This window comes from Mycobacterium sp. E1214, assembly GCF_001666755.1.
Lineage (GTDB): Bacteria > Actinomycetota > Actinomycetes > Mycobacteriales > Mycobacteriaceae > Mycobacterium.
The window spans coordinates 1-18,714 of record NZ_LZJC01000039.1; the positions used below are offsets into that span (position 1 = coordinate 1).

11 protein-coding genes are annotated in these 18,714 nt (G+C 71.7%); 5 read left to right on the forward strand and 6 right to left on the reverse strand.

Going from position 1 to position 18,714, the window contains the following annotated elements:
- The coding region (locus A5700_RS04600) for a non-ribosomal peptide synthetase (RefSeq protein ID WP_156671079.1) at positions 1-3,994 on the forward strand (3,994 nt) is incomplete at its 5' end.
- 40 nt (positions 3,995-4,034) lie between these two features.
- On the opposite strand, the gene A5700_RS04605 is transcribed toward A5700_RS04600, so the two are convergent.
- Positions 4,035-4,367 carry a DUF732 domain-containing protein gene (locus A5700_RS04605; protein ID WP_068075594.1) on the reverse strand — a complete coding sequence of 111 codons (333 nt, stop codon included), beginning with the start codon at positions 4,365-4,367 and terminating at the stop codon, positions 4,035-4,037.
- Positions 4,368-4,944: 577 nt separating this feature from the next.
- On the opposite strand from A5700_RS04605, the gene A5700_RS04610 reads away from it, so the two are divergent.
- The 4 genes from A5700_RS04610 (at position 4,945) to A5700_RS04625 (ending at position 12,406) form a co-directional block, all read left to right on the forward strand.
- A complete protein-coding gene (locus tag A5700_RS04610; RefSeq protein ID WP_068075597.1) occupies positions 4,945-6,750 on the forward strand; it encodes an N-acetylglutaminylglutamine amidotransferase in 1,806 nt (601 codons plus the stop codon).
- On the forward strand, positions 6,747-8,537 hold the full coding sequence (ngg, locus tag A5700_RS04615; protein WP_068075600.1) for an N-acetylglutaminylglutamine synthetase: 1,791 nt from the start codon (positions 6,747-6,749) through the stop codon (positions 8,535-8,537). The genes A5700_RS04610 and ngg overlap by 4 nt, the downstream gene beginning before the upstream one ends.
- Positions 8,538-8,613: 76 nt before the next feature.
- A complete protein-coding gene (locus A5700_RS04620) occupies positions 8,614-10,095 on the forward strand; it encodes an MFS transporter (protein WP_068075640.1) in 1,482 nt (493 codons plus the stop codon).
- A 133-nt stretch (positions 10,096-10,228) separates the two neighbouring features.
- A complete protein-coding gene (locus A5700_RS04625; protein WP_068075603.1) occupies positions 10,229-12,406 on the forward strand; it encodes a glutamine synthetase III in 2,178 nt (725 codons plus the stop codon).
- A gap of 6 nt (positions 12,407-12,412) precedes the next feature.
- On the opposite strand, the gene A5700_RS04630 is transcribed toward A5700_RS04625, so the two are convergent.
- The 5 genes from A5700_RS04630 to A5700_RS04650 all read right to left on the reverse strand — a co-directional run bounded on the left by A5700_RS04630 (position 12,413) and on the right by A5700_RS04650 (position 18,711).
- Positions 12,413-13,918: a serine/threonine-protein kinase gene (locus A5700_RS04630; protein WP_068075606.1), complete on the reverse strand. Its 1,506-nt coding sequence runs from the start codon at positions 13,916-13,918 to the stop codon at positions 12,413-12,415.
- 97 nt (positions 13,919-14,015) lie between these two features.
- Positions 14,016-15,824: a protein kinase gene (locus A5700_RS04635; protein WP_068204472.1), complete on the reverse strand. Its 1,809-nt coding sequence runs from the start codon at positions 15,822-15,824 to the stop codon at positions 14,016-14,018.
- Positions 15,825-15,943: 119 nt separating this feature from the next.
- Entirely contained in the window at positions 15,944-16,243 is a 300-nt protein-coding gene (locus tag A5700_RS04640; RefSeq protein WP_068075642.1) for a hypothetical protein, read from the reverse strand.
- Positions 16,244-16,435: 192 nt separating this feature from the next.
- Positions 16,436-17,689: an APC family permease gene (locus A5700_RS04645; protein WP_068075612.1), complete on the reverse strand. Its 1,254-nt coding sequence runs from the start codon at positions 17,687-17,689 to the stop codon at positions 16,436-16,438.
- A 32-nt stretch (positions 17,690-17,721) separates the two neighbouring features.
- Complete coding sequence (locus tag A5700_RS04650; protein ID WP_068075645.1) at positions 17,722-18,711, reverse strand: LLM class F420-dependent oxidoreductase; 990 nt, start codon at positions 18,709-18,711, stop codon at positions 17,722-17,724.
- Between the last annotated feature and the right edge of the window lie 3 nt (positions 18,712-18,714).

Consider the following 18,714-nt stretch of genomic DNA (forward strand, 5'->3'; position numbering starts at 1 on the left):
GGCGCTCGCCGGCATCAGCGCCCACGTGCGCCGCGGCGGCGGGGGCCTGACCCCGTCCGACGTCGTTCCGGCCCGGTTGTCACAGCAGCAGATCGACGAGCTCGAGCTGCTGCACCGCGTGGCGGACGTGCTCCCCCTGACCCCCTTGCAGGAGGGGCTGCTGTTCCACGCCAGCACCGGGCCGGGCGCCGGCGACGACCTGTACGTCGTGCAGCTCGACCTCGACCTGACCGGGCCGCTGGACACCCACCGGCTGCGGGACGCGCTGCAGACCGTGCTCGACCGGCACCCGCACCTGGTCGCCCGGTTCGTCGACCGGTTCGACGCGCCGGTGCAAATCGTTCCCGCGGACCCGCGGCTGGAATGGCGGTTCTTCGACTTCGAGGCTGACCTCGACACCGACCTCGACGCCGACCCCGACGGCACCGCCCCCGCCGAGCAGATCCGGCGGCTGTGCGCCGCCGAGCGGGCCGCCGTCTACGACCTGGCCGAGCAGCCCGCCCTGCGGGTGGCGCTGGTCCGCACCGCCCCCGAGCGGCACCGGCTGGTGCTGACCATCCACCACATCGTGCTCGACGGGTGGTCGGTGCCGATCCTGCTGAACGAGACGTTCGCCAGCTACACGGGTCAGCGGCTGCCCGCCCCCGCGCCGTACCGCAGGTTCGTGACCTGGCTGGCCGACCGGGACCTCGACGCCGCCCGCGCGGCGTGGCGCGCCGCCCTGGCCGGCTTCGACACCCCGACGCTGGTCGGGCCGCCGCACCAGGTCGCGCACAGCACCCGCGGCATCACCTCGTTCGCGGTGTCGGCGGACACCACCCGCGCCATCAGCGAGCTGGCTCGCGCCAGCCGCACCACCGTCAGCACCGTGCTGCAGGCCGCGTGGGCGCAGCTGCTGATGTGGCTGACCGGCAACCACGACGTCGCGTTCGGCACCACGGTGTCCGGCAGGCCGGCCGACGTCGTCGGCGCCGAGGCGATGGTGGGCCTGCTGATCAACACCGTCCCGGTGCGGGCCCGCGTCGCCGCGTCGACCACCACGAGCCAGTTGCTGGACCAGCTGCAGGCCGAGCACAACGACACGGTGGAGCACCAGCACCTGTCGTTGAGCGAGATCCACCGGCTCACCGGTCAGGACCGGCTGTTCGACACCCTGTTCGCCTACGAGAACTACCCGCTGGACACCTCGGCGATGTCGGTCGACCACGAACTGCGGATCAGCAACGCCGAGTTCTTCGAGCGCAACCACTACCCGCTGACCATGCAGGCCGCCCTGTCCGGCGACCAGCTGGGGCTGCGCGTCGAATACGACGCGCAGGCCTTCGACGCGCCCACGATCGACGCGCTCGGCCAGCGGTTGGAGCGGGTACTGCTCGCGATGACCGGCGACCCCAACCGCCCGCTGTCGCTGGTCGACCTCCTCGACGAGGCCGAGCACGCGCGCCTGGACGCGGTCGGCAACCGGCCGGCGCTGACCCGGGCCGCGCCGGCGCCGGCGTCCATCCCGGCGCTGTTCGCCGCCCACGTCGCCGCCAGCCCGGACGCCGTCGCGATCAGGTGGGGCGCCACGTCTCTGACCTATCGGGAGCTCGACGAGGCCGCGAACCGGTTGGCGCACCTGCTGGCCGAGCAGGGCGCCGGGCCGGGCACGTCGGTGGCGCTGCTGTTTTCGCGGTCCGCGCAGGCGGTCGTCGCGATCCTGGCGGTGCTCAAGACGGGGGCCGCCTACCTGCCGATCGACGCGGCGGCGCCGGCGACCCGGATCCGGTTCATGCTCACCGACGCCGCGCCGATCGCCGCGATCTCCACCGGCGGCCTGCGGTCGCGGTTGGACGGGTCCGGGCTGCCGGTCATCGACATTGAGGACCCGCGCATCCAGACGCTGCCCAGCGCGGCACTGCCCGGGCCCACGCCGGACGACACCGCCTACATCATCTACACCTCCGGTACCACCGGGGTGCCCAAGGGCGTGGCGATCACCCACCGCAACGTCACCCAGCTGCTGGCGTCGCTGGACGCGGGTCTGCCGCGGGCGGGGGTGTGGACGCAGAGCCACTCCTACGCGTTCGACGTGTCGGTGTGGGAGATCTTCGGGGCGCTGCTGCGCGGCGGCCGGCTGGTGCTGGTGCCGGAGTCGGTGACCCGCTCGCCGAAGGACTTTCACGCCCTGCTCATCGCGGAGCAGGTCAGCGTGCTGACCCAGACGCCGTCGGCGGTGGCCATGCTGTCGCCGGAGGGCCTGGAGTCGGTGTCGCTGGTGATGGTCGGCGAGGCCTGCCCGGTCGCCGTGGTGGACCGGTGGGCGCCGGGCCGGGTAATGGTCAACGCGTACGGCCCCACCGAGACGACCATGTGCGTCGCGATCAGCGCGCCGCTGCGGGCCGGGGCGACCGGCCCCGTGCCGATCGGTGTCCCCGTGCCCGAGGCGGGCCTGTTCGTGCTCGACGGCTGGCTGCGGCCGGTCGCGCCCGGGGTGGTCGGCGAGCTCTACGTCGCCGGCGCCGGGGTGGCAGACGGGTACGTCGGGCGGGCCGGGCTCACCGCGTCGCGCTTCGTGGCGTGCCCGTTCGGGCGGCCCGGCGCGCGGATGTACCGCACCGGCGACCTGGTGTGCTGGGACGCCGACGGGCAACTGGTGTACGTGGGCCGCGCCGACGAGCAGGTCAAGATCCGCGGCTACCGCATCGAGCTCGGCGAAGTCCAGGCCGCGCTGGCCGCGCTGGAGGACGTCGACCAGGCCGTGGTGATCGCCCGCGAGGACCGGCCCGGCGCCTTGCGCCTGGTCGGCTATGTCACCGGCACCGCCGACCCGGCCGAGGTGCGGACGGCGCTGGCCCAGCGGCTGCCCGTGTACATGGTGCCGGCGGCCGTGGTGTCCCTGCACGCGCTGCCGCTGACCAGCAACGGCAAGCTCGACACCCGCGCCCTGCCGGCGCCGGAGTACACCGGCAGCGAATACCGCGCGCCGTCCAGCGCGACCGAGGAGATCCTGGCCGGCATCTACGCCCAGGTGCTCGGGGTCGAGCGGGTGGGGGTCGACGACTCGTTCTTCGACCTCGGCGGCGACAGCATCTCCGCGATGCGCCTGGTCGCGGCGATCAACTCCAGCCTGGATGTCGACCTGGCGGTGCGCACCGTATTCGACGCGCCCACCGTCAGCAGCCTCAGCGACCAGGTGCGCTCCACCTCCGCGGCGGTCAACGAGGTCGTCCCCGTGCAGACGCTGAAGCGGGGCCCCGGCGTGCCGTTGTTCTGCATCCACCCCGCGGGCGGCGTGAGCTGGCCGTATGCCGTGCTCGGCAATTACCTGGACTGCCCGATCGTCGGCATCCAGCAGGCTGCGGCGCAGCCGGGCGAGGCGCCCGGCTCGATCCGCGAGATGGCGGCGCAGTACGCCGACCGGATCGAGGAGGCCCACCCGGGCGGGCCGTACCGGATCCTCGGTTGGTCCTTCGGCGGTGTCGTCGCCCACCAGGTCGCCGTGGAACTGCAGCGGCGCGGCAGCGTCGTCGAACGGTTGATCCTGCTCGACGCCGAGCCGCGGATCGCCGACGGCGTCGAGCTTCCGGACCTCGCCCTGGGCGAACGGCAGGTCCTCGAGGACGCGTTGCGGGCCTACCGGCCGGGTGCCGAGGCGGCGACGTTCGACGAGGTGGCCGCGCTGCTCCGCGACTCCGGGGAGACGTCTCGGCCCGCGCAGCTACTCGCCCTGATCATGGGGAACCTGGCCGACAACGCGGCGCGGTATCGACGCCACGAGGCGGGGCTGTTCGACGGAGACGTCGCGGTGTTCGCCGCCGTGCGCGACGACGGCGACCGCGGTGCCCGGCTAGGCCGGGCCTGGCAACCCCACGCCTCGGGCGAGACCCGGGTGTACGCCGTCGACTGCACCCATCACGACATGCTCACCGCCGAGGCGGTGAGCATGTACGGCCAGCAGCTCAGGCAGCTGTTCGGGTCGCGGTTCGATGCCGCGGCGATCGACGGGGTTTAGCGCGAAAGCCGCACGGCCGCTGGGTTTTCGGTGGAGCCGATCAGGACCCCAGGTCCGGGTTGCCGCGGAACTGCGGGCAGTACGACGCCATCGAGGCGCCGAGCAGATAGCCGGACTCGCGGACGTTGAGGTCGGTGTTCTTCACCAGCGACAACACCACGAAGGTGCGCGTCTGACCCTTGCTGAGGCCGCTGCACACGCTGTGGCCGGCGTTGATCGCGGCGTTGCGGTCGGGAAAGTTGATCCCGTTGCGCTGCAGCGCACCGATGAACGCGTCGTCGGTGGCATCCGCGGACGCCGGTCCGGCGAACAGCAGTGCGGCGCCGCCCAGCGCGGCGGTCAGGGCCGCCCACCTTCCAAGACCTGCGTTCATTTGGCGCGGACGTTCCTTTCGCGGGGGTGACGAATGCCCTGTCTCGCAACCTGATTGGCGCGAAACGGTGGCTGCACGGTAACCCGATTCGCCGGCCACCTCTCACCGGCCGCGATGGCGGTGTGAGGAGCCGGTAACAACGCCGGGCCACGCGGGCCCGCGCGGCGTTCGTCGGGCCGCGCGACCGGCCCGCCCACCCGCCGCCGCGGCGGCGTATCCCGTTGAGCGCCAGCGAAGTTCGGTGCGACGCGCAGCGCTGTACGGCCGTCCCAATGGGTGCTCGCCGGCGCGCGCGACGACACGAACGCGACATGAACTGTTAACACCGCCGAGCGGAACGCCCTGTGAGGTCGCGCAATCGCGCGCCCCCGCTGGACGGCCCCGGCCGGACGGTCCGGCGGTGCGCGCCCGCAGAGCGCGTTCAGGCCGTCGGGAGTGCGCGCAGGGCGTTGCGGGTGCGCCCAGGGCGGAATGTGCGGGCGGGTACCGACCGTGGCCGCACACTCGACGACCCACGCCGCCCCCAATCTCGTGGCGTCACGCGCGCATCCAAACGGCCCCCGGTAGGGTCGAAGACGTGTGTGGAGTCACCGGGGAGGTGCGACTCGACGGGCGGGTCCCGGACGTCGCGGCGGTAACGGCGATGGCCGCTGTGCTGGCGCCGCGCGGCCCCGACGCCGCCGGCGCCTGGTCACAGGGCCGCGTCGCGCTCGGGCATCGTCGCCTGCGGATCATCGACCTGACCGAGGCGGGCGCCCAGCCGATGGTCGACGCCGAGCTGGGCCTGGCGATCGCCTGGAACGGCTGCATTTACAACTACAAGGAGCTGCGCCGCGAGCTCAGCGACCACGGCTACCGCTTCTTCTCGCACAGCGACACCGAGGTCCTGATCAAGGCCTATCACCGGTGGGGCGACGACTTCGTCAACCACCTGTTCGGCATGTTCGCGTTCGCCATCGTCGAGCGTGACAGCGGCCGGGTGGTGCTCGGGCGTGACCGCCTGGGCATCAAGCCGATGTACCTGACCGAGGACGGGAATCGCGTCCGTTTCGCGTCGACGCTGCCGGCCCTGCTCGCCGGCGGCGGCGTGGACACCCGCATCGACCCCGTCGCCCTGCACCACTACATGACCTTCCACTCCGTGGTGCCGCCGCCGCTGACCATCCTGCGCGGGGTGCGCAAGGTTCCGCCGGCGTCGATCGTCGTCATCGAGCCCGACGGCAGGCGCCTCACCAAGACCTACTGGACGCCCGACTTCAGCCGGTGCGCCGAGCGAGCCGACTGGTCCGAACGCGACTGGGAGGACGCCGTGCTGTCCTCGCTGCGGGTCGCCGTCGAGCGCCGCCTGGTCGCCGACGTGCCGGTGGGCTGCCTGCTGTCCGGCGGCGTCGACTCCAGCCTGATCGTCGGCCTGCTCGCCGAGGCCGGCCAGCACGGGCTGTCCACCTTCTCGATCGGCTTCGAATCCGCCGGCGGCGTCGAGGGCGACGAGTTCCGGTGGTCCGACATCGTCGCCGAGCGCTTCGGCACCGACCACCACCAGATCCGCATCGGCACCGAGCGGATGCTGCCCGCGCTCGACGGGGCCATCGGCGCGATGAGCGAGCCGATGGTCAGCCACGACTGCGTCGCCTTCTACCTGCTCAGTCAGGAGGTCGCCCGCCACGTCAAGGTCGTCCAGTCCGGACAGGGCGCCGACGAGGTGTTCGCGGGCTACCACTGGTATCCGCCGATGGGGTCGCCGGCCGCCGCCACGCTCGACGGCGCGGTGAGCGAGTACCGCGGCGCCTTCTTCGACCGCGACGCCAGGGGCGTGCAGGCCCTGCTGGGGCCGGCGTTCTTCGCCGACGGCGACCCGAGCGGTCGCTTCGTCACCGAGCATTTCGCGCGCCCCGGCGCGGAAACGGGGGTCGACCGCGCGCTGCGGCTCGACACCACGGTGATGCTCGTCGACGACCCGGTCAAACGGGTCGACAACATGACCATGGCGTGGGGCCTGGAGGGCCGGGTGCCGTTCCTCGACCACGAGTTGGTCGAGCTGGCGGCGACCTGCCCGCCGGAGCTGAAGACCGCGCACGACGGCAAGGGCGTCCTCAAGCAGGCCGCGCGCCGGGTGATCCCGTCGGAGGTCATCGACCGGCCGAAGGGGTACTTCCCGGTTCCGGCGCTGACCCACCTCGAGGGCCCTTATCTCGACATGGTCCGCGACGCCCTCTACGCCCCGGTCGCCAAGGAGCGCGGGCTGTTTCGCGCGGACGCGGTCGACGCGCTGCTGGCCGAGCCCAACGGCAAGCTGACGCCGCTGCGCGGTAACGAGCTGTGGCAGATCGCCCTGCTCGAGCTGTGGTTGCAGCGCCACGGCGTGACGGGCCCGGCCGCATGACCGTCCTCGACCCCTCCGAGGACCACCCCGAGGCGATCACCCTCGGCCTGCACGACGCGACGCCACCACACTTGCTGGAGGCAATGGCCAAGAACGTCGAGCTCGAAATGGGTTGGGGCCGTTTGATTTTCGGTCAGACCTTCACAGACTCCCAACACCTGGTGGAGGCGTTGCGGCGGGAAGGCCCGGGGCGGCGCGACATCTGCATCTACGCCCGCGAATCCCACGTCGTGGTCGCCGAGGCGCCGACGGAGCTGTTCATCGACCCGAGCCACACCTACCGGCTGCGGTTCGCCGACCTGTCCACGGACCTGACGCGCTCGCCGGTGGGTATGACGGTGCGCACCCTGACCGACCCGGTGGACGCCGACGCCATGAACCGGGTGTACGTGCGGTGCGGCATGGTCCCGGCCGGGGTCGACGTGATCTGGGACAACCACCTCAACGTGCCCGCCGTCACCTACCTGCTGGCGGTGCGCGACGAGGACGGCGCCGTGGTGGGGACCGTGACCGGCGTCGACCACGAGGAACTGTTCTCCGACCCCGAACACGGGTCCAGCCTGTGGACGCTGGCCGTCGACCCGGGCGCCGGGCTGCCCGGGGTCGGGGCCGCCCTGACCCGCGCGCTGGCGGAGCGGTTCCGCAGCGCCGGGCGCGCCTACATGGACCTGTCCGTGGGGCACGACAACGCCGCGGCCATCGCGCTGTACGAGAAGCTGGGGTTCCGGCGCGTCCCGGTGCTGGCGATCAAGCGCAAGAACGCGATCAACGAGCCGCTGTTCAGCCCGCCGCCCGAGACCATCGACGACCTCAATCCGTACGCCCGCATCATCGCCGACGAGGCGCTGCGCCGCGGCATCTGGGTCGAGGTCCTCGACGCCGAGACCGGCGAGATGCGCCTCACCCACGGCGGGCGCAGCGTGCTGACCCGCGAATCGCTGTCCGAATACACGTCGGCGGTCGCGATGTGCCGCTGCGACGACAAACGGCTCACCCGCCGGCTGGTGTCCGAGGCCGGCATCACCGTGCCCCGCGCGCGCCTGGCCACCTTCGACGACGAGGACTTCGCGTTCCTCCAGGAGGTCGGTGACGTCGTCGTCAAACCCACCCGCGGCGAGCAGGGTAAGGGCATCACGGTCGGCGTCGCCGCCGACCAGGGACCCGAGCCGCTTGCGGCCGCGGTGGCGCGCGCCCGCGAGCACGGCCGCGACGTGCTGATCGAACAGCGCATCACCGGCGACGACCTGCGTTTGGTGGTGATCGACGGCCGGGTGGTCGCCGCCGCGCTGCGGATGCCGCCGGAGGTCATCGGGACGGGCGAGCACACCGTGCGGGACCTGATCGCGGCCGAGAGCCGCCGGCGCTCCGCGGCCACCGGGGGCGAGTCCCGCATCCCGCTCGACGATCTCACCGAGGCCACCGTCGCCGAAGCCGGCTGGCAGCTGGACGACGTGCTGCCCCAGGGCACCCGGATCCGGGTGCGCCGCGCCGCCAACCTCCATCAGGGCGGCACGATCCACGACGTCACCGCCCTGGTGAACCCCGAATTGTGCCGGGTCGCGGTGGTCGCCGCCGAGGCGATCGGGGTGCCGGTGACCGGCATCGACCTGCTGGTGCCCGACGTCACGGGGACCGAATACGCCTTCATCGAGGCCAACGAGCGCCCGGGCCTGGCCAACCACGAGCCGCAGCCCACGGCCGCGGCGTTCATCGACTTCCTGTTTCCCAATCACCCCGGCCAGCCGACGGCCTGGACTCCGGAGGAGTCACGCGCCGATCGGGGCTGAGCCGCGCCCGTCGGGGGCCGTGCTTGCCGACGCGCGACGGCGGGTAAATACCTGTGCACCCAGAATGGAGCCAGTCATGAGCGCGAGCGCGCAGATGAAGACCATCACCACTCACGTGCCCGCGCGGCTGGACCGGCTGCCGTGGTCGCGCTTCCACTGGCGCGTCGTGATCGGCCTGGGCGGCGTGTGGGTGCTCGACGGCCTCGAGGTCACCATGGTGGGCAACGTGTCGGCCCGGCTCATGGAGAAGGGCAGCGGCATCACGCTCAACGCCGCGCAGATCGGTGTGGCCGCGGCGATCTACATCGCGGGCGCCTGCACCGGCGCGCTGTTCTTCGGCCACCTGACGGATCGGTTCGGCCGGCGCAACCTGTTCATCCTCACGCTCGCAATCTATTTGGGCTCCACCGTCGCCACGGCGTTCGCCTTTGCCCCCTGGTACTTCTTCCTGGCGCGGTTCTTCACCGGCTCGGGCATCGGGGGTGAGTACGCCGCCATCAACTCCGCGATCGACGAGTTGATCCCGGCCCGCGTGCGCGGCCGCGTCGACCTGGTGATCAACGGCACGTACTGGGTCGGATCGGCCGCCGGCGCGGGCGGCGCGCTGGTCCTGCTGAACACCTCGGCGTTCCCGGCGAACGTCGGGTGGCGGCTCGCCTTCGGGATCGGCGCCATCCTCGGGGTGTTCGTGCTGTTGGTGCGGCGCAACGTCCCGGAGAGCCCACGCTGGTTGTTCATCCACGGCCGCGAGAAAGAGGCCGAGGACATCGTCGGCGACATCGAGGAGGTGGTCCGCCAGGAGACCGGCGAGCCGCTGCCCGAACCGGAGGGCAAGGAGCTCAAGATCCGCCAGCGGGAGGCCATCGCGTTCTCCGAGATCGCCAAGGTGGCCTTCAAGCTCTACCCGCGCCGCGCGGTCCTCGGGCTGGCGCTGTTCGTCGGGCAGGCGTTCCTCTACAACGGCGTCACGTTCAACCTGGGCACGCTGCTCAGCGAGTTCTACGCCGTGCCGTCCGGCATGGTGCCCGTGTTCTTCGTGCTGTGGGCGCTCAGCAACTTCGCCGGCCCGCTGGTGCTCGGGCACCTGTTCGACACCGTCGGCCGCAAACCGATGATCACCCTGACCTACCTCGGCTCGGCGGTCGCGGTGGTCGTCCTGGCGCTGGTCTTCCTCACCGGGGCCGGCGGCGTGTGGGGATTCATGGGCGTGCTGATCGCGGCGTTCTTCCTGGCCTCCGCCGGCGCCAGCGCGGCCTACCTCACGGTGAGCGAGATCTTCCCGATGGAAACGCGGGCGCTGGCGATCGCCTTCTTCTACGCCGTCGGCACGGCGATCGGCGGCATCAGCGGCCCGCTGCTGTTCGGCCAGCTGATCAACTCCGGGCAGCGCGGCGAGGTGGTGTGGTCGTTCCTCATCGGCGCGGTCGTCATGGCCGCCGCCGGACTGGTCGAGCTGTGGCTCGGCGTCGCGGCCGAGGGGCGCTCGCTGGAGGAGTTGGCGCTGCCGTTGACCGTCGCGGACGCCGAGGACGACGGCCCGGCGGGCCCTGCGTCGTAGCCGACCGGGCATTGCAACCGCCGCGATCCTAACGTTGACGCCGGCGTAACAGAATTGGCATCGAACGTTCCTACTGTGAGTCGGTCCACCTACGGGCAAGGCGGAGTCGTGGACCCCAGCGATAGGAACTCAAGTGAGCGGAAACGCGGTTCGTCTGCAGGCGATCAACAACGTCGAGGCGTACATCCCCCCAGCAATCAGTTTCGTGGCCGGCGAAGCGCCCGGCGAGGTGTTCGGCGCGAACGTCTTCACCAAGGCCGAGATGCAGGCCCGGCTGCCCAAGGCCATCTTCAAGTCCATCACCGCGACCATCGACAAGGGCGCCAAGCTGGACCCCGCCGTCGCCGACGCGGTCGCGGTGGCCATGAAGGACTGGGCGTTGGAGCGGGGCGCGACCCACTACGCGCACGTGTTCTACCCGATGACGGGCCTGACCGCGGAGAAGCATGACAGCTTCCTCGAACCCGTCTCCGACGGCCAGACCCTCGCGGAGTTCGCGGGCAAGACGCTGATCCAGGGGGAGCCGGACGCGTCGAGCTTCCCGTCGGGCGGGCTGCGCAGCACCTTCGAGGCCCGCGGCTACACCGGGTGGGACGTCACCAGCCCCGCCTACATCCTGGAGAACCCGAACGGCAACACCCTGTGCATCCCGACGGTGTTCGTCTCCATGACCGGCGAGGCGCTGGACTACAAGACACCGCTGCTGCGCAGCCAGCAGGCCATGGGCGTGCACGCCGAGCGCATCCTGCGCCTGTTCGGCCACACCGAGCTCAACAAGGTCGTGTCGTTCTGCGGGCCCGAGCAGGAGTACTTCCTGGTCGACCGGCACTTCTTCCTGGCCCGCCCGGACCTGGTCAACGCCGGGCGCACGCTGTTCGGCGCCAAGCCGCCCAAGGGCCAGGAGTTCGACGACCACTACTTCGGTGCGGTGCCCGAGCGGGTGCTGGGCTTCATGATGGACAGCGAGCGTGAGCTGTTCAAGCTCGGCATCCCCGCCAAGACCCGGCACAACGAGGTGGCCCCCGGCCAGTTCGAGGTGGCGCCGATGTTCGAACGCGCCAACATCGCCTCCGACCACCAGCAGCTGCTGATGACCGTGTTCAAGACGATCGCCAAGAAGCACGGCATGGAGTGCCTGTTCCACGAGAAGCCGTTCGCCGGGGTCAACGGGTCGGGCAAGCACGTCAACTTCTCGGTGGGCAACGCCGAACTGGGGTCGCTGCTGGTGCCCGGCGACACCCCGCACGAGAACGCGCAGTTCCTGGTGTTCTGCGCCGCGGTGATCCGAGCGGTGCACAAATTCGCTGGGCTGCTTCGCGTTTCGGTGGCCTCGGCGACCAACGACCACCGTCTGGGCGCCAACGAGGCGCCGCCCGCCATCATCTCGATCTTCCTCGGCGAGCAACTCGCCGACGTCTTCGAGCAGATCGCCAAGGGCGCGGCCACGTCGTCAAAGGGCAAGGGCACCATGATCATCGGTGTCGACACGCTGCCCCCGCTGCCGACCGACCCGGGCGACCGCAACCGCACCAGCCCGTTCGCGTTCACCGGCAACCGCTTCGAGTTCCGGGCGCCGGGGTCGGGTCAGACCGTCGCGGTCCCGATGATCGTGCTCAACACGATCATGGCGGACTCGTTCGACTACCTGGCCACGGTGCTGGAGGAGGCCGTCAGCGGCGGCGAGGACTTCGACGAGGCGGTGCAGAAACTGCTGACCGAGGTCATCACCGATCACGGCGCGGTGGTGTTCAACGGTGACGGGTACTCGGAGAACTGGCAGATCGAGGCCGCCGAGCGCGGGCTGCCGAACCTCAAGACCACCCTGGACGCCATCCCCGAGCTGATCAAGCCCGCGGCCGTCGAGGTGTTCGAGAAGTACGGGGTCTTCACCGAGCGCGAGCTGCACAGCCGCTACGAGGTCCGCCTGGAGCAGTACGCGTTGACGGTGGGTGTCGAGGCGAAGCTGGCCCTGGAGATCGGCACGACGGTGGTGCTGCCGGCCGCGCTGCGCTACCAGACCGAGCTGGCGCAGAACGTCGCGGCCCTCAAGGCGGCCGGCGTGGAAGCCAGCACGGTTGCGCTGGAAGCGGTTTCGGCGCCCATCGCCGACCTCACCGCGGCGCTGACGACGCTCAAGGCGGCGCTGGCCGACCACTCGGCCGAGTCGGCGCTCGACGAGGCGACGCACGCCCAAAAGGCGCTGCTGCCCGCGATGGACGCGGTGCGCACCGCCGCCGACACGCTGGAAGGCGTTGTCGCCGACGACCTTTGGCCGCTGCCGACCTACCAGGAGATGCTCTACATCCTGTGACGGCGCTCAGCCGTAGGCGTCCCACCAGGTGTGCAGGTCCGTCACGGTCGCCGGGTCGCCGGAGACGTCGTTGAGCATCAGCTTCTCGTCGTTGGTCCACACGACGTTGGGGTGGTCGTTGTAGTGGCCGCAGGCGATCAGCCCGGCCGGGTCGTTGGGGGTCTGGTCGTAGTGCCAGCTCACGGGGGAGCGGCCCTCGCCCGGGCAGTCGACCAGGCTGACGTTGGCGATGTCGTCGGTGAACGCCCGCTGTAACCGGTCGGGCGTCGCGAACAGCCCGTAGGTGGCGTGGCTGGGCCCGCCGGGCTGCGAGTTCGGCCCGCAGGTCACCATGGCCACCGCGTGCACCCAGATGCTGCCCGACTCGGGGGTCGCCGGCGTGCAGGTGCCGGCGAGGTAGCCCGGCGGCAGCAGGCTGAGCAGCCGGGCCTGGTCCGCGTTGGGGGCGGCGGCGGTCACCGGCGGCGGGGTCTTGGCGGCGCTCGCCCGGGTCGGGTGGTGCTCGGGGCCGCCCGCGGTGAGCCAGAACCCGGCCGCGACAGCGGCGATCGCGACCGCGCCGGCCGCGGCCGCCACCAGCAGCGACCGGCGTCGACGCGGCGCCGCGGCCGCGGCCGGCGGCTCGGCCCCGGGCGGGTCGGCGCGTTCCAGGATCGTGTCGGCGCGCTCCCGTTCGGGGGCGCTGAGCGCCCGGCGGGCGGCGTCGGCCAGCGCCCCCGCGCTGGGGTAGCGCTCGGCGGGGTCCTTGGCCATGCCGGCGGCGATCACCGCGTCGAACGCGGCGCTCACCCCCGGGCCCGCCGCGCTGGGCCGGGGCACCGGCTGCATCATGTGCGCGCCGACCAGCACACCGGCGCTGTCCGCGCCGAACGGCGGTGTGCCCGTGAGGGATTCGTACAGCACGCAGGCCAGCGCGTACACGTCGGCGGCCGGGGTCACCTCGTCGCTGGAAAACCGTTCGGGCGCCATGTATTTCAAGGTGCCCACGGCGGTCCCCAATTGGGTGAGCTTCTCGTCCGTCGTCGCGCTGGCGATGCCGAAGTCCACCAGGTAGGCGAAGTCGTCGCCGGTGACCAGGATGTTCTGCGGTTTGACGTCGCGGTGCGTCACCCCGGCGGCGTGGGCCGCGTCCAGCGCCGCGGCGACCTGATGAATCAGGGCCACCGCCCGCGGAGCCGGCAGCGGGCCGTCGCGCTCGAGCAGCGTGTCCAGGTCGACGCCCTCGATCAGCCGCATCTCCAGATAGAGCTGCCCGTCGATCTCGCCATAGTCGTGGATCGGCACCACGTGCGGCTCCCGCAGCCTGCCGGTGATGCGGGCCTCGCGTTCCATCCGCTTGCGGAACACCGGATCCTGGCTGAAGGCCCGCGACATCACCTTCACCGCCACCGGCCACTGTTTGACGGTGTGTTCGGCCTCGTACACCTCGCCCATGCCGCCGCGGCCGAGCAGGCGCGTCAAGCGATAGGGCCCGAAGGTCGTGCCCACCCGCGAGCCCGGCGCGTCACTCATCGCTGGCTCCCCTCACTGCCCACACACCACCCGGCGACATCAGGAGCAGTATGACACCGACGCTCACGCGACGGCCTTGTGGCGCAGCGCAATCGGATCACCCGGTGAGCTTGCTCAGCCAGTTCGGGTCCGAGAAATCGACCGACGCGGTGCCATCCCAGACGAACGGCGTGGCGCCGGAGTTGTAGGCGCTCAGCGTCGCGTAACCGCTGGCGGCCTTGGTCCTGGCGATGCCCAGGTCGTCGCCGGCGTTGATGCACGCGACGGCCTCGGCGTCGGCCCCGACCCGCACCGCGAGCTGCGCGAGCTCGCCGTCGGTGTGGTCCTCGGCGCCGTGCTCGCGCGGCTGGAAGGTGCTGGCGAACAGGCCGGAATAGAAGTCCGTGTAGATCTTCGGGTCGTTGCGGGCGGCCACGCAGTACGTCGCCGCCACCGCACGCGTCGAGTACGTCTTGCTGTGCGACTGGTCGTCGAGGAAGTTCAGCAGGTGGTAGCGGACCGCCAGCTTCTTGTTGTTCACCGCGGTGTCAAGGGCGTCGGCGTTGCTGCGGATGAAGTTTCCGCAGGACGGGCAGATCGGTTCGTTGAAGACGTCGATCGTCGTGGGTGCGGCCGAACTGCCCACCAACACGCCGTCATTGAGGACCCGCAACGCGACGGCGTCGGGGGCGGGGGGCGGCGACGCCGGCGTCGGGCGCGGCGTCGGCTCCCAGGGCCGCCCGACGGCGAGCACCACCACCACGGCGACGACGGCGGCGACGGCGGTACCGACCCCCACCCAGAGCCACGGCTTGCGGCCGGTCTTCGGCGGCGGTCCCCACGCGGGCATCCCGGGGCCGGGGACGCCGACGCCGTACACGGGCGGCGGGACCCAGCCGGTGGGCTGCGGCGGCGGCCCGAACGGGTTGCCGGGCACCGGTGCGGTCGCCCATAGCACCGGTGGGGGTGCGGTGTTCCCCAGTACGGGCGGGGTCGCGGGCATCGCGGGCGGGGCGGCGGGGCCGTCCGACGGGCCGGGCAGCCGCGCGGCCCGGCTGCGCGACAGGATGTCGGTCGCGCGGTCCCGGTCGGGCGGCACCAGCGCTGCGTAGGCGGCGGCGGACAGGTCCTCGCAGGTGGCGAAGCGGTCCGCCGGGTTCTTCGCCATGCCGCGGGCGATGACGGCGTCGAACGCGGCCGGAATGCTCGGCCGCGCCGCGCTGGGCCGCGGAATGTCCCGGTGCAGGTGGCCACCCAGCACGCTGAGGTGGTCGCCGGTGTACGGCGGCGAACCGGTCAAGCACTCGTAGAGCACGCAGGTCAGGGCGTATATGTCGGCCCGCGGCGTCAGGGCGCCGTTGCGGAACCGCTCCGGCGCCATGTATTTGGTGGTGCCCACGGTGCTGCCGCTTTGCGTCAATTGCTCGTCGGAGGCGGCGCTGGCGATGCCGAAGTCCACCAGGTAGGCGAAATCCGCCGCGCTCACCAAGATGTTCTCCGGCTTGACGTCGCGGTGCAGCACCCCGGTGGCGTGGGCGGCGTCGAGCGCCGCCCCGACCTGGCGCACGATCGCCACCGCCCGCGGCGGCGCCAGCGGCCCGTAGGTCTTGAGCAGCCGCGCCAGGTCGGTGCCGTCGATCAGGCGCATGTCGACGTAAAGTTGACCGTCGATCTCCCCGTAATCGTGGATGGGGACGACGTGCGGTTCCTGCAGCCGGCCCGCCGTGCGGGCTTCACGCTGCATCCGGGAGCGAAACACCGGATCGCCGGACAGCGCCGGGGACATCAGTTTCAGCGCGACGACGCGGTCGCGCACCGTGTCCTCCGCCTCATAGACGTCGCCCATGCCGCCGCGTCCGACCAGCCGCCGCAGCCGGTAGGGGCCGAGTTGCGACCCCACCCGCGAATCCGCCGACGCGTCACCCATCGAAGACTCCTCACCCGCCGACGCGTCACAAACCAGCGGCGGCGTGCACGACCAGGCTAAGGTTTGCCGGCCCGCGGGGCACGGCGATTAGGCAAAGCGGCCGACGCGACGGGGCCGGGTCAGCGCAGGTCGTCGTCGCCGGTGGTGCGCTCGGTGAGCCCCTCGCGCGACAGCGCCCGCACGAACCCGTAGGCCTGCATGCCGGCCGGGCCGGGGTTCTCGGTGATCCAGTCGTTGATCCGGCTCAGGGCCCTGGCCAGGTCGTCGCGGCGGACGCGGACCAGGTAGGTCTTGCGGTCGTCGTCGGGATCGTCGAGGGAATCGGCGACGGCGACGGGATTTTTGAAGGCGTAGGCGATGCCGTGCACGGCGTCGTTGTTCAGCGCCCAGCGAATTTCACTGGGCCGCAGGCGATTCACCGCGAGGTTTCGGTAGTCGTTGTCGTTCGCGCTGCTCACCTGGCCGGTGGTCCTTCGCTGCTGCCCTAGAGATAGTGGATGAGGGTGGACGGGGTGAGGCCGTTCGCGCGGGTCGATTCTCGGTGCCGGCGAGGGCCTCTTTCATCATAAGAACCGGCGCCGCGGGCCGCATGCCGAGCGCGCCCGGGCCGCCTAGGCCGGCCCGCCGCTGAGGCGCCGGGCCGCGTAGCCGAGGGTGCCCAGCCCTAAGACCGCCAGCCCGGTCACCACCGAGGGCAGCGGCATCGCGAATGCCAGCACTACGCAGCCGAGCAGCCCGATCGCCGGGACGGCGCGCGGTGGGCGGCCCTCGTCGCGCCCGAGCGTCAGCGCGGCGGCGTTGGTCACCGCGTAGTAGACCAGCACCGCGAACGAGGAGAACCCGATGGCGCCGCGCAGGTCGGCGGTCGCGGCGGCCGCGGCCACCACCAGGCCGACCAACAGTTCCGCCCGGTGCGGCACCTGGTAGCGCGGGTGCACGGCGGCCAGCGCGTGGGGCAGGTGCCGGTCCCGGGCCATCGCCAGGGTGATCCGCGAGACGCCGAGGATGAGGGCGAGCAGCGACCCCAGCGCGGCGACCGCCGCCCCTACCCGCACGACGGGCACCAGCCACCCCGACGTCGTCGCGCGGGCCACCTCGGACAGCGGCGCGGCGGCCTGTCCGAGGCGCTGCGGGCCCAGCGCGGTCAGCGCCGCGGCCGCGACCAGTGCGTAGACCGCGAGCGCGATGCCCAGCGCCAGGGGGATGGCCCGCCGGATGGTGCGCTGCGGATCGCGCACCTCCTCGCCCAGGGTGGCGATGCGCGCGTAGCCGGCGAACGCGAAGAACAACAACCCGGCGGCTTGCGCGACACCACCGGCGGTGCCACCCACCGGCCGCAGGTGTTCGGCGTCGCCGGCACGGGAGGTGAAGGCCGCGACGACGACCGCCGCCAGCACGGCCAGCACCAGAGCCACGATGACCCGCGTCAGCCACGCCGACTTGTGCACGCCCGCATAGTTCACCGCGGTGAGCGCCGCCACCGCCACCACCGCCACCGCGTGCGCGTGAGACGGCCAGGCGTACAGCCCGGCGGTCAGCGCCATCGCCGCGCACGAGGCGGTCTTGCCGACCACGAAACCCCACCCCGCCAGGTAGCCCCAGAAGTCACCCAACCGCCGGCGCCCGTAGACGTAACTCCCACCGGAGGTGGGGTAGCGGGCGGCCAGTCGCGCCGACGAGGTGCCGTTGCAATAGGCCACGATCGCCGCCAGGGCCAACCCCAGCAGCAGCCAGGAACCGGCGGCCCGGGCCGCGGGCCCCAGCGCGGCGAAGATCCCGGCGCCGATCATCGAGCCCAGCCCGATCACCACCGCGTCGAACAGCCCGAGGCTGCGCCGAAGCTCGCCGTCCGGCGCGGGGCTCATGCCGCCATTGAACAGCCGATCCGGGTGAAACGTCAACGCGCAGAGAGCGTCCCGAGCTGCGGCAGCACCTCGGCGGCGAACAGCTCGAGGTTGCCGGCCAGCGCGCCGACGGCGCTCGGGGCGCGCACGTAGACCCGCGATATCCCCAACTCGGCGTAGGGCCCCAACTGGTCGACGACCTGCGCGGGCGAGCCGCACAGGACGGTGCCGTCGAAGGACTGCGAGCCGAAATGGACCGGGTCGAGCGCGGCCCGGGCCTGTTCGCGGGTGCGACCGACCCCGGCGAGCGCGCTCATCGAGAAGGCGATGTCACCCGGGTCGCGGCCGATGTCGCGGGCCGCCTGGCGGACCAGCTCGATCTGCGTCGCGACGTCGTCGCTTTTCAGTTCGCTCTTGCGCTGATCGCCCGGCGCCCGGCGCCTGCTGGTCTGCAGGTTGAATTCGTCGGCGAAGCGCGCGGCGAGCGCGGGCGTGCGCCGCTTGCCGATGCCGCCGAGGATGATGGGCGGCCGCGGGGTTTGCCGCGGCTTGGGCAGCGCGGGCGAATCGCGCAGCTCGAAATGCCGCCCCGGGAACGAATACCGCTGCCCGACGGGCGTTGCCCACAACCCGGTGATCAGTTCCAGCGCCTCGCCCAGCCGGTCGAAGCGTTCCCGCACCGGGGGGAACGGGATCCCGTAGGCCCGGTGTTCCGGCTCGAAATACCCGGCGCCCAGGCCGAATTCGACGCGTCCCTCGCTCATCGCGTCGACCTGGGCCACCACGATGGCCAGCGGCCCGGGATGCCGGAAGGTCACCGACGTCACCAGCGAGCCCAGCCGCAGGCGGGAGGTCTCGCGGGCCAGCCCGGCCAGCGTGGTCCACACGTCGGTCGGGCCCGGCAGCCCGGCACCGGCGAAGGGGGAGTAGTGGTCCGACAGAAAGAATCCGGCATAGCCGAACTGCTCGACCAAGCTCGCGGTGTCGCGCAGGTCCTGGTAGGTGGCGCCGTTGCTGGGGTCGGTGAAGATCCGGCACTGCATGGC

Excerpts from the sequence above, each read along its gene's own strand:
- ngg (WP_068075600.1), top strand. The coding sequence starts at position 6,747 with ATGACCGTCCTCGACCCCTCCGAGGACCACCCCGAGGCGATCACCCTC.
- A5700_RS04635 (WP_068204472.1), bottom strand. The coding sequence starts at position 15,824 with ATGGGTGACGCGTCGGCGGATTCGCGGGTGGGGTCGCAACTCGGCCCC.
- A5700_RS04645 (WP_068075612.1), bottom strand. The coding sequence starts at position 17,689 with ATGAGCCCCGCGCCGGACGGCGAGCTTCGGCGCAGCCTCGGGCTGTTC.
- A5700_RS04650 (WP_068075645.1), bottom strand. The coding sequence starts at position 18,711 with ATGCAGTGCCGGATCTTCACCGACCCCAGCAACGGCGCCACCTACCAG.
- A5700_RS04620 (WP_068075640.1), top strand. The coding sequence starts at position 8,614 with ATGAGCGCGAGCGCGCAGATGAAGACCATCACCACTCACGTGCCCGCG.
- A5700_RS04630 (WP_068075606.1), bottom strand. The coding sequence starts at position 13,918 with ATGAGTGACGCGCCGGGCTCGCGGGTGGGCACGACCTTCGGGCCCTAT.
- A5700_RS04605 (WP_068075594.1), bottom strand. The coding sequence starts at position 4,367 with ATGAACGCAGGTCTTGGAAGGTGGGCGGCCCTGACCGCCGCGCTGGGC.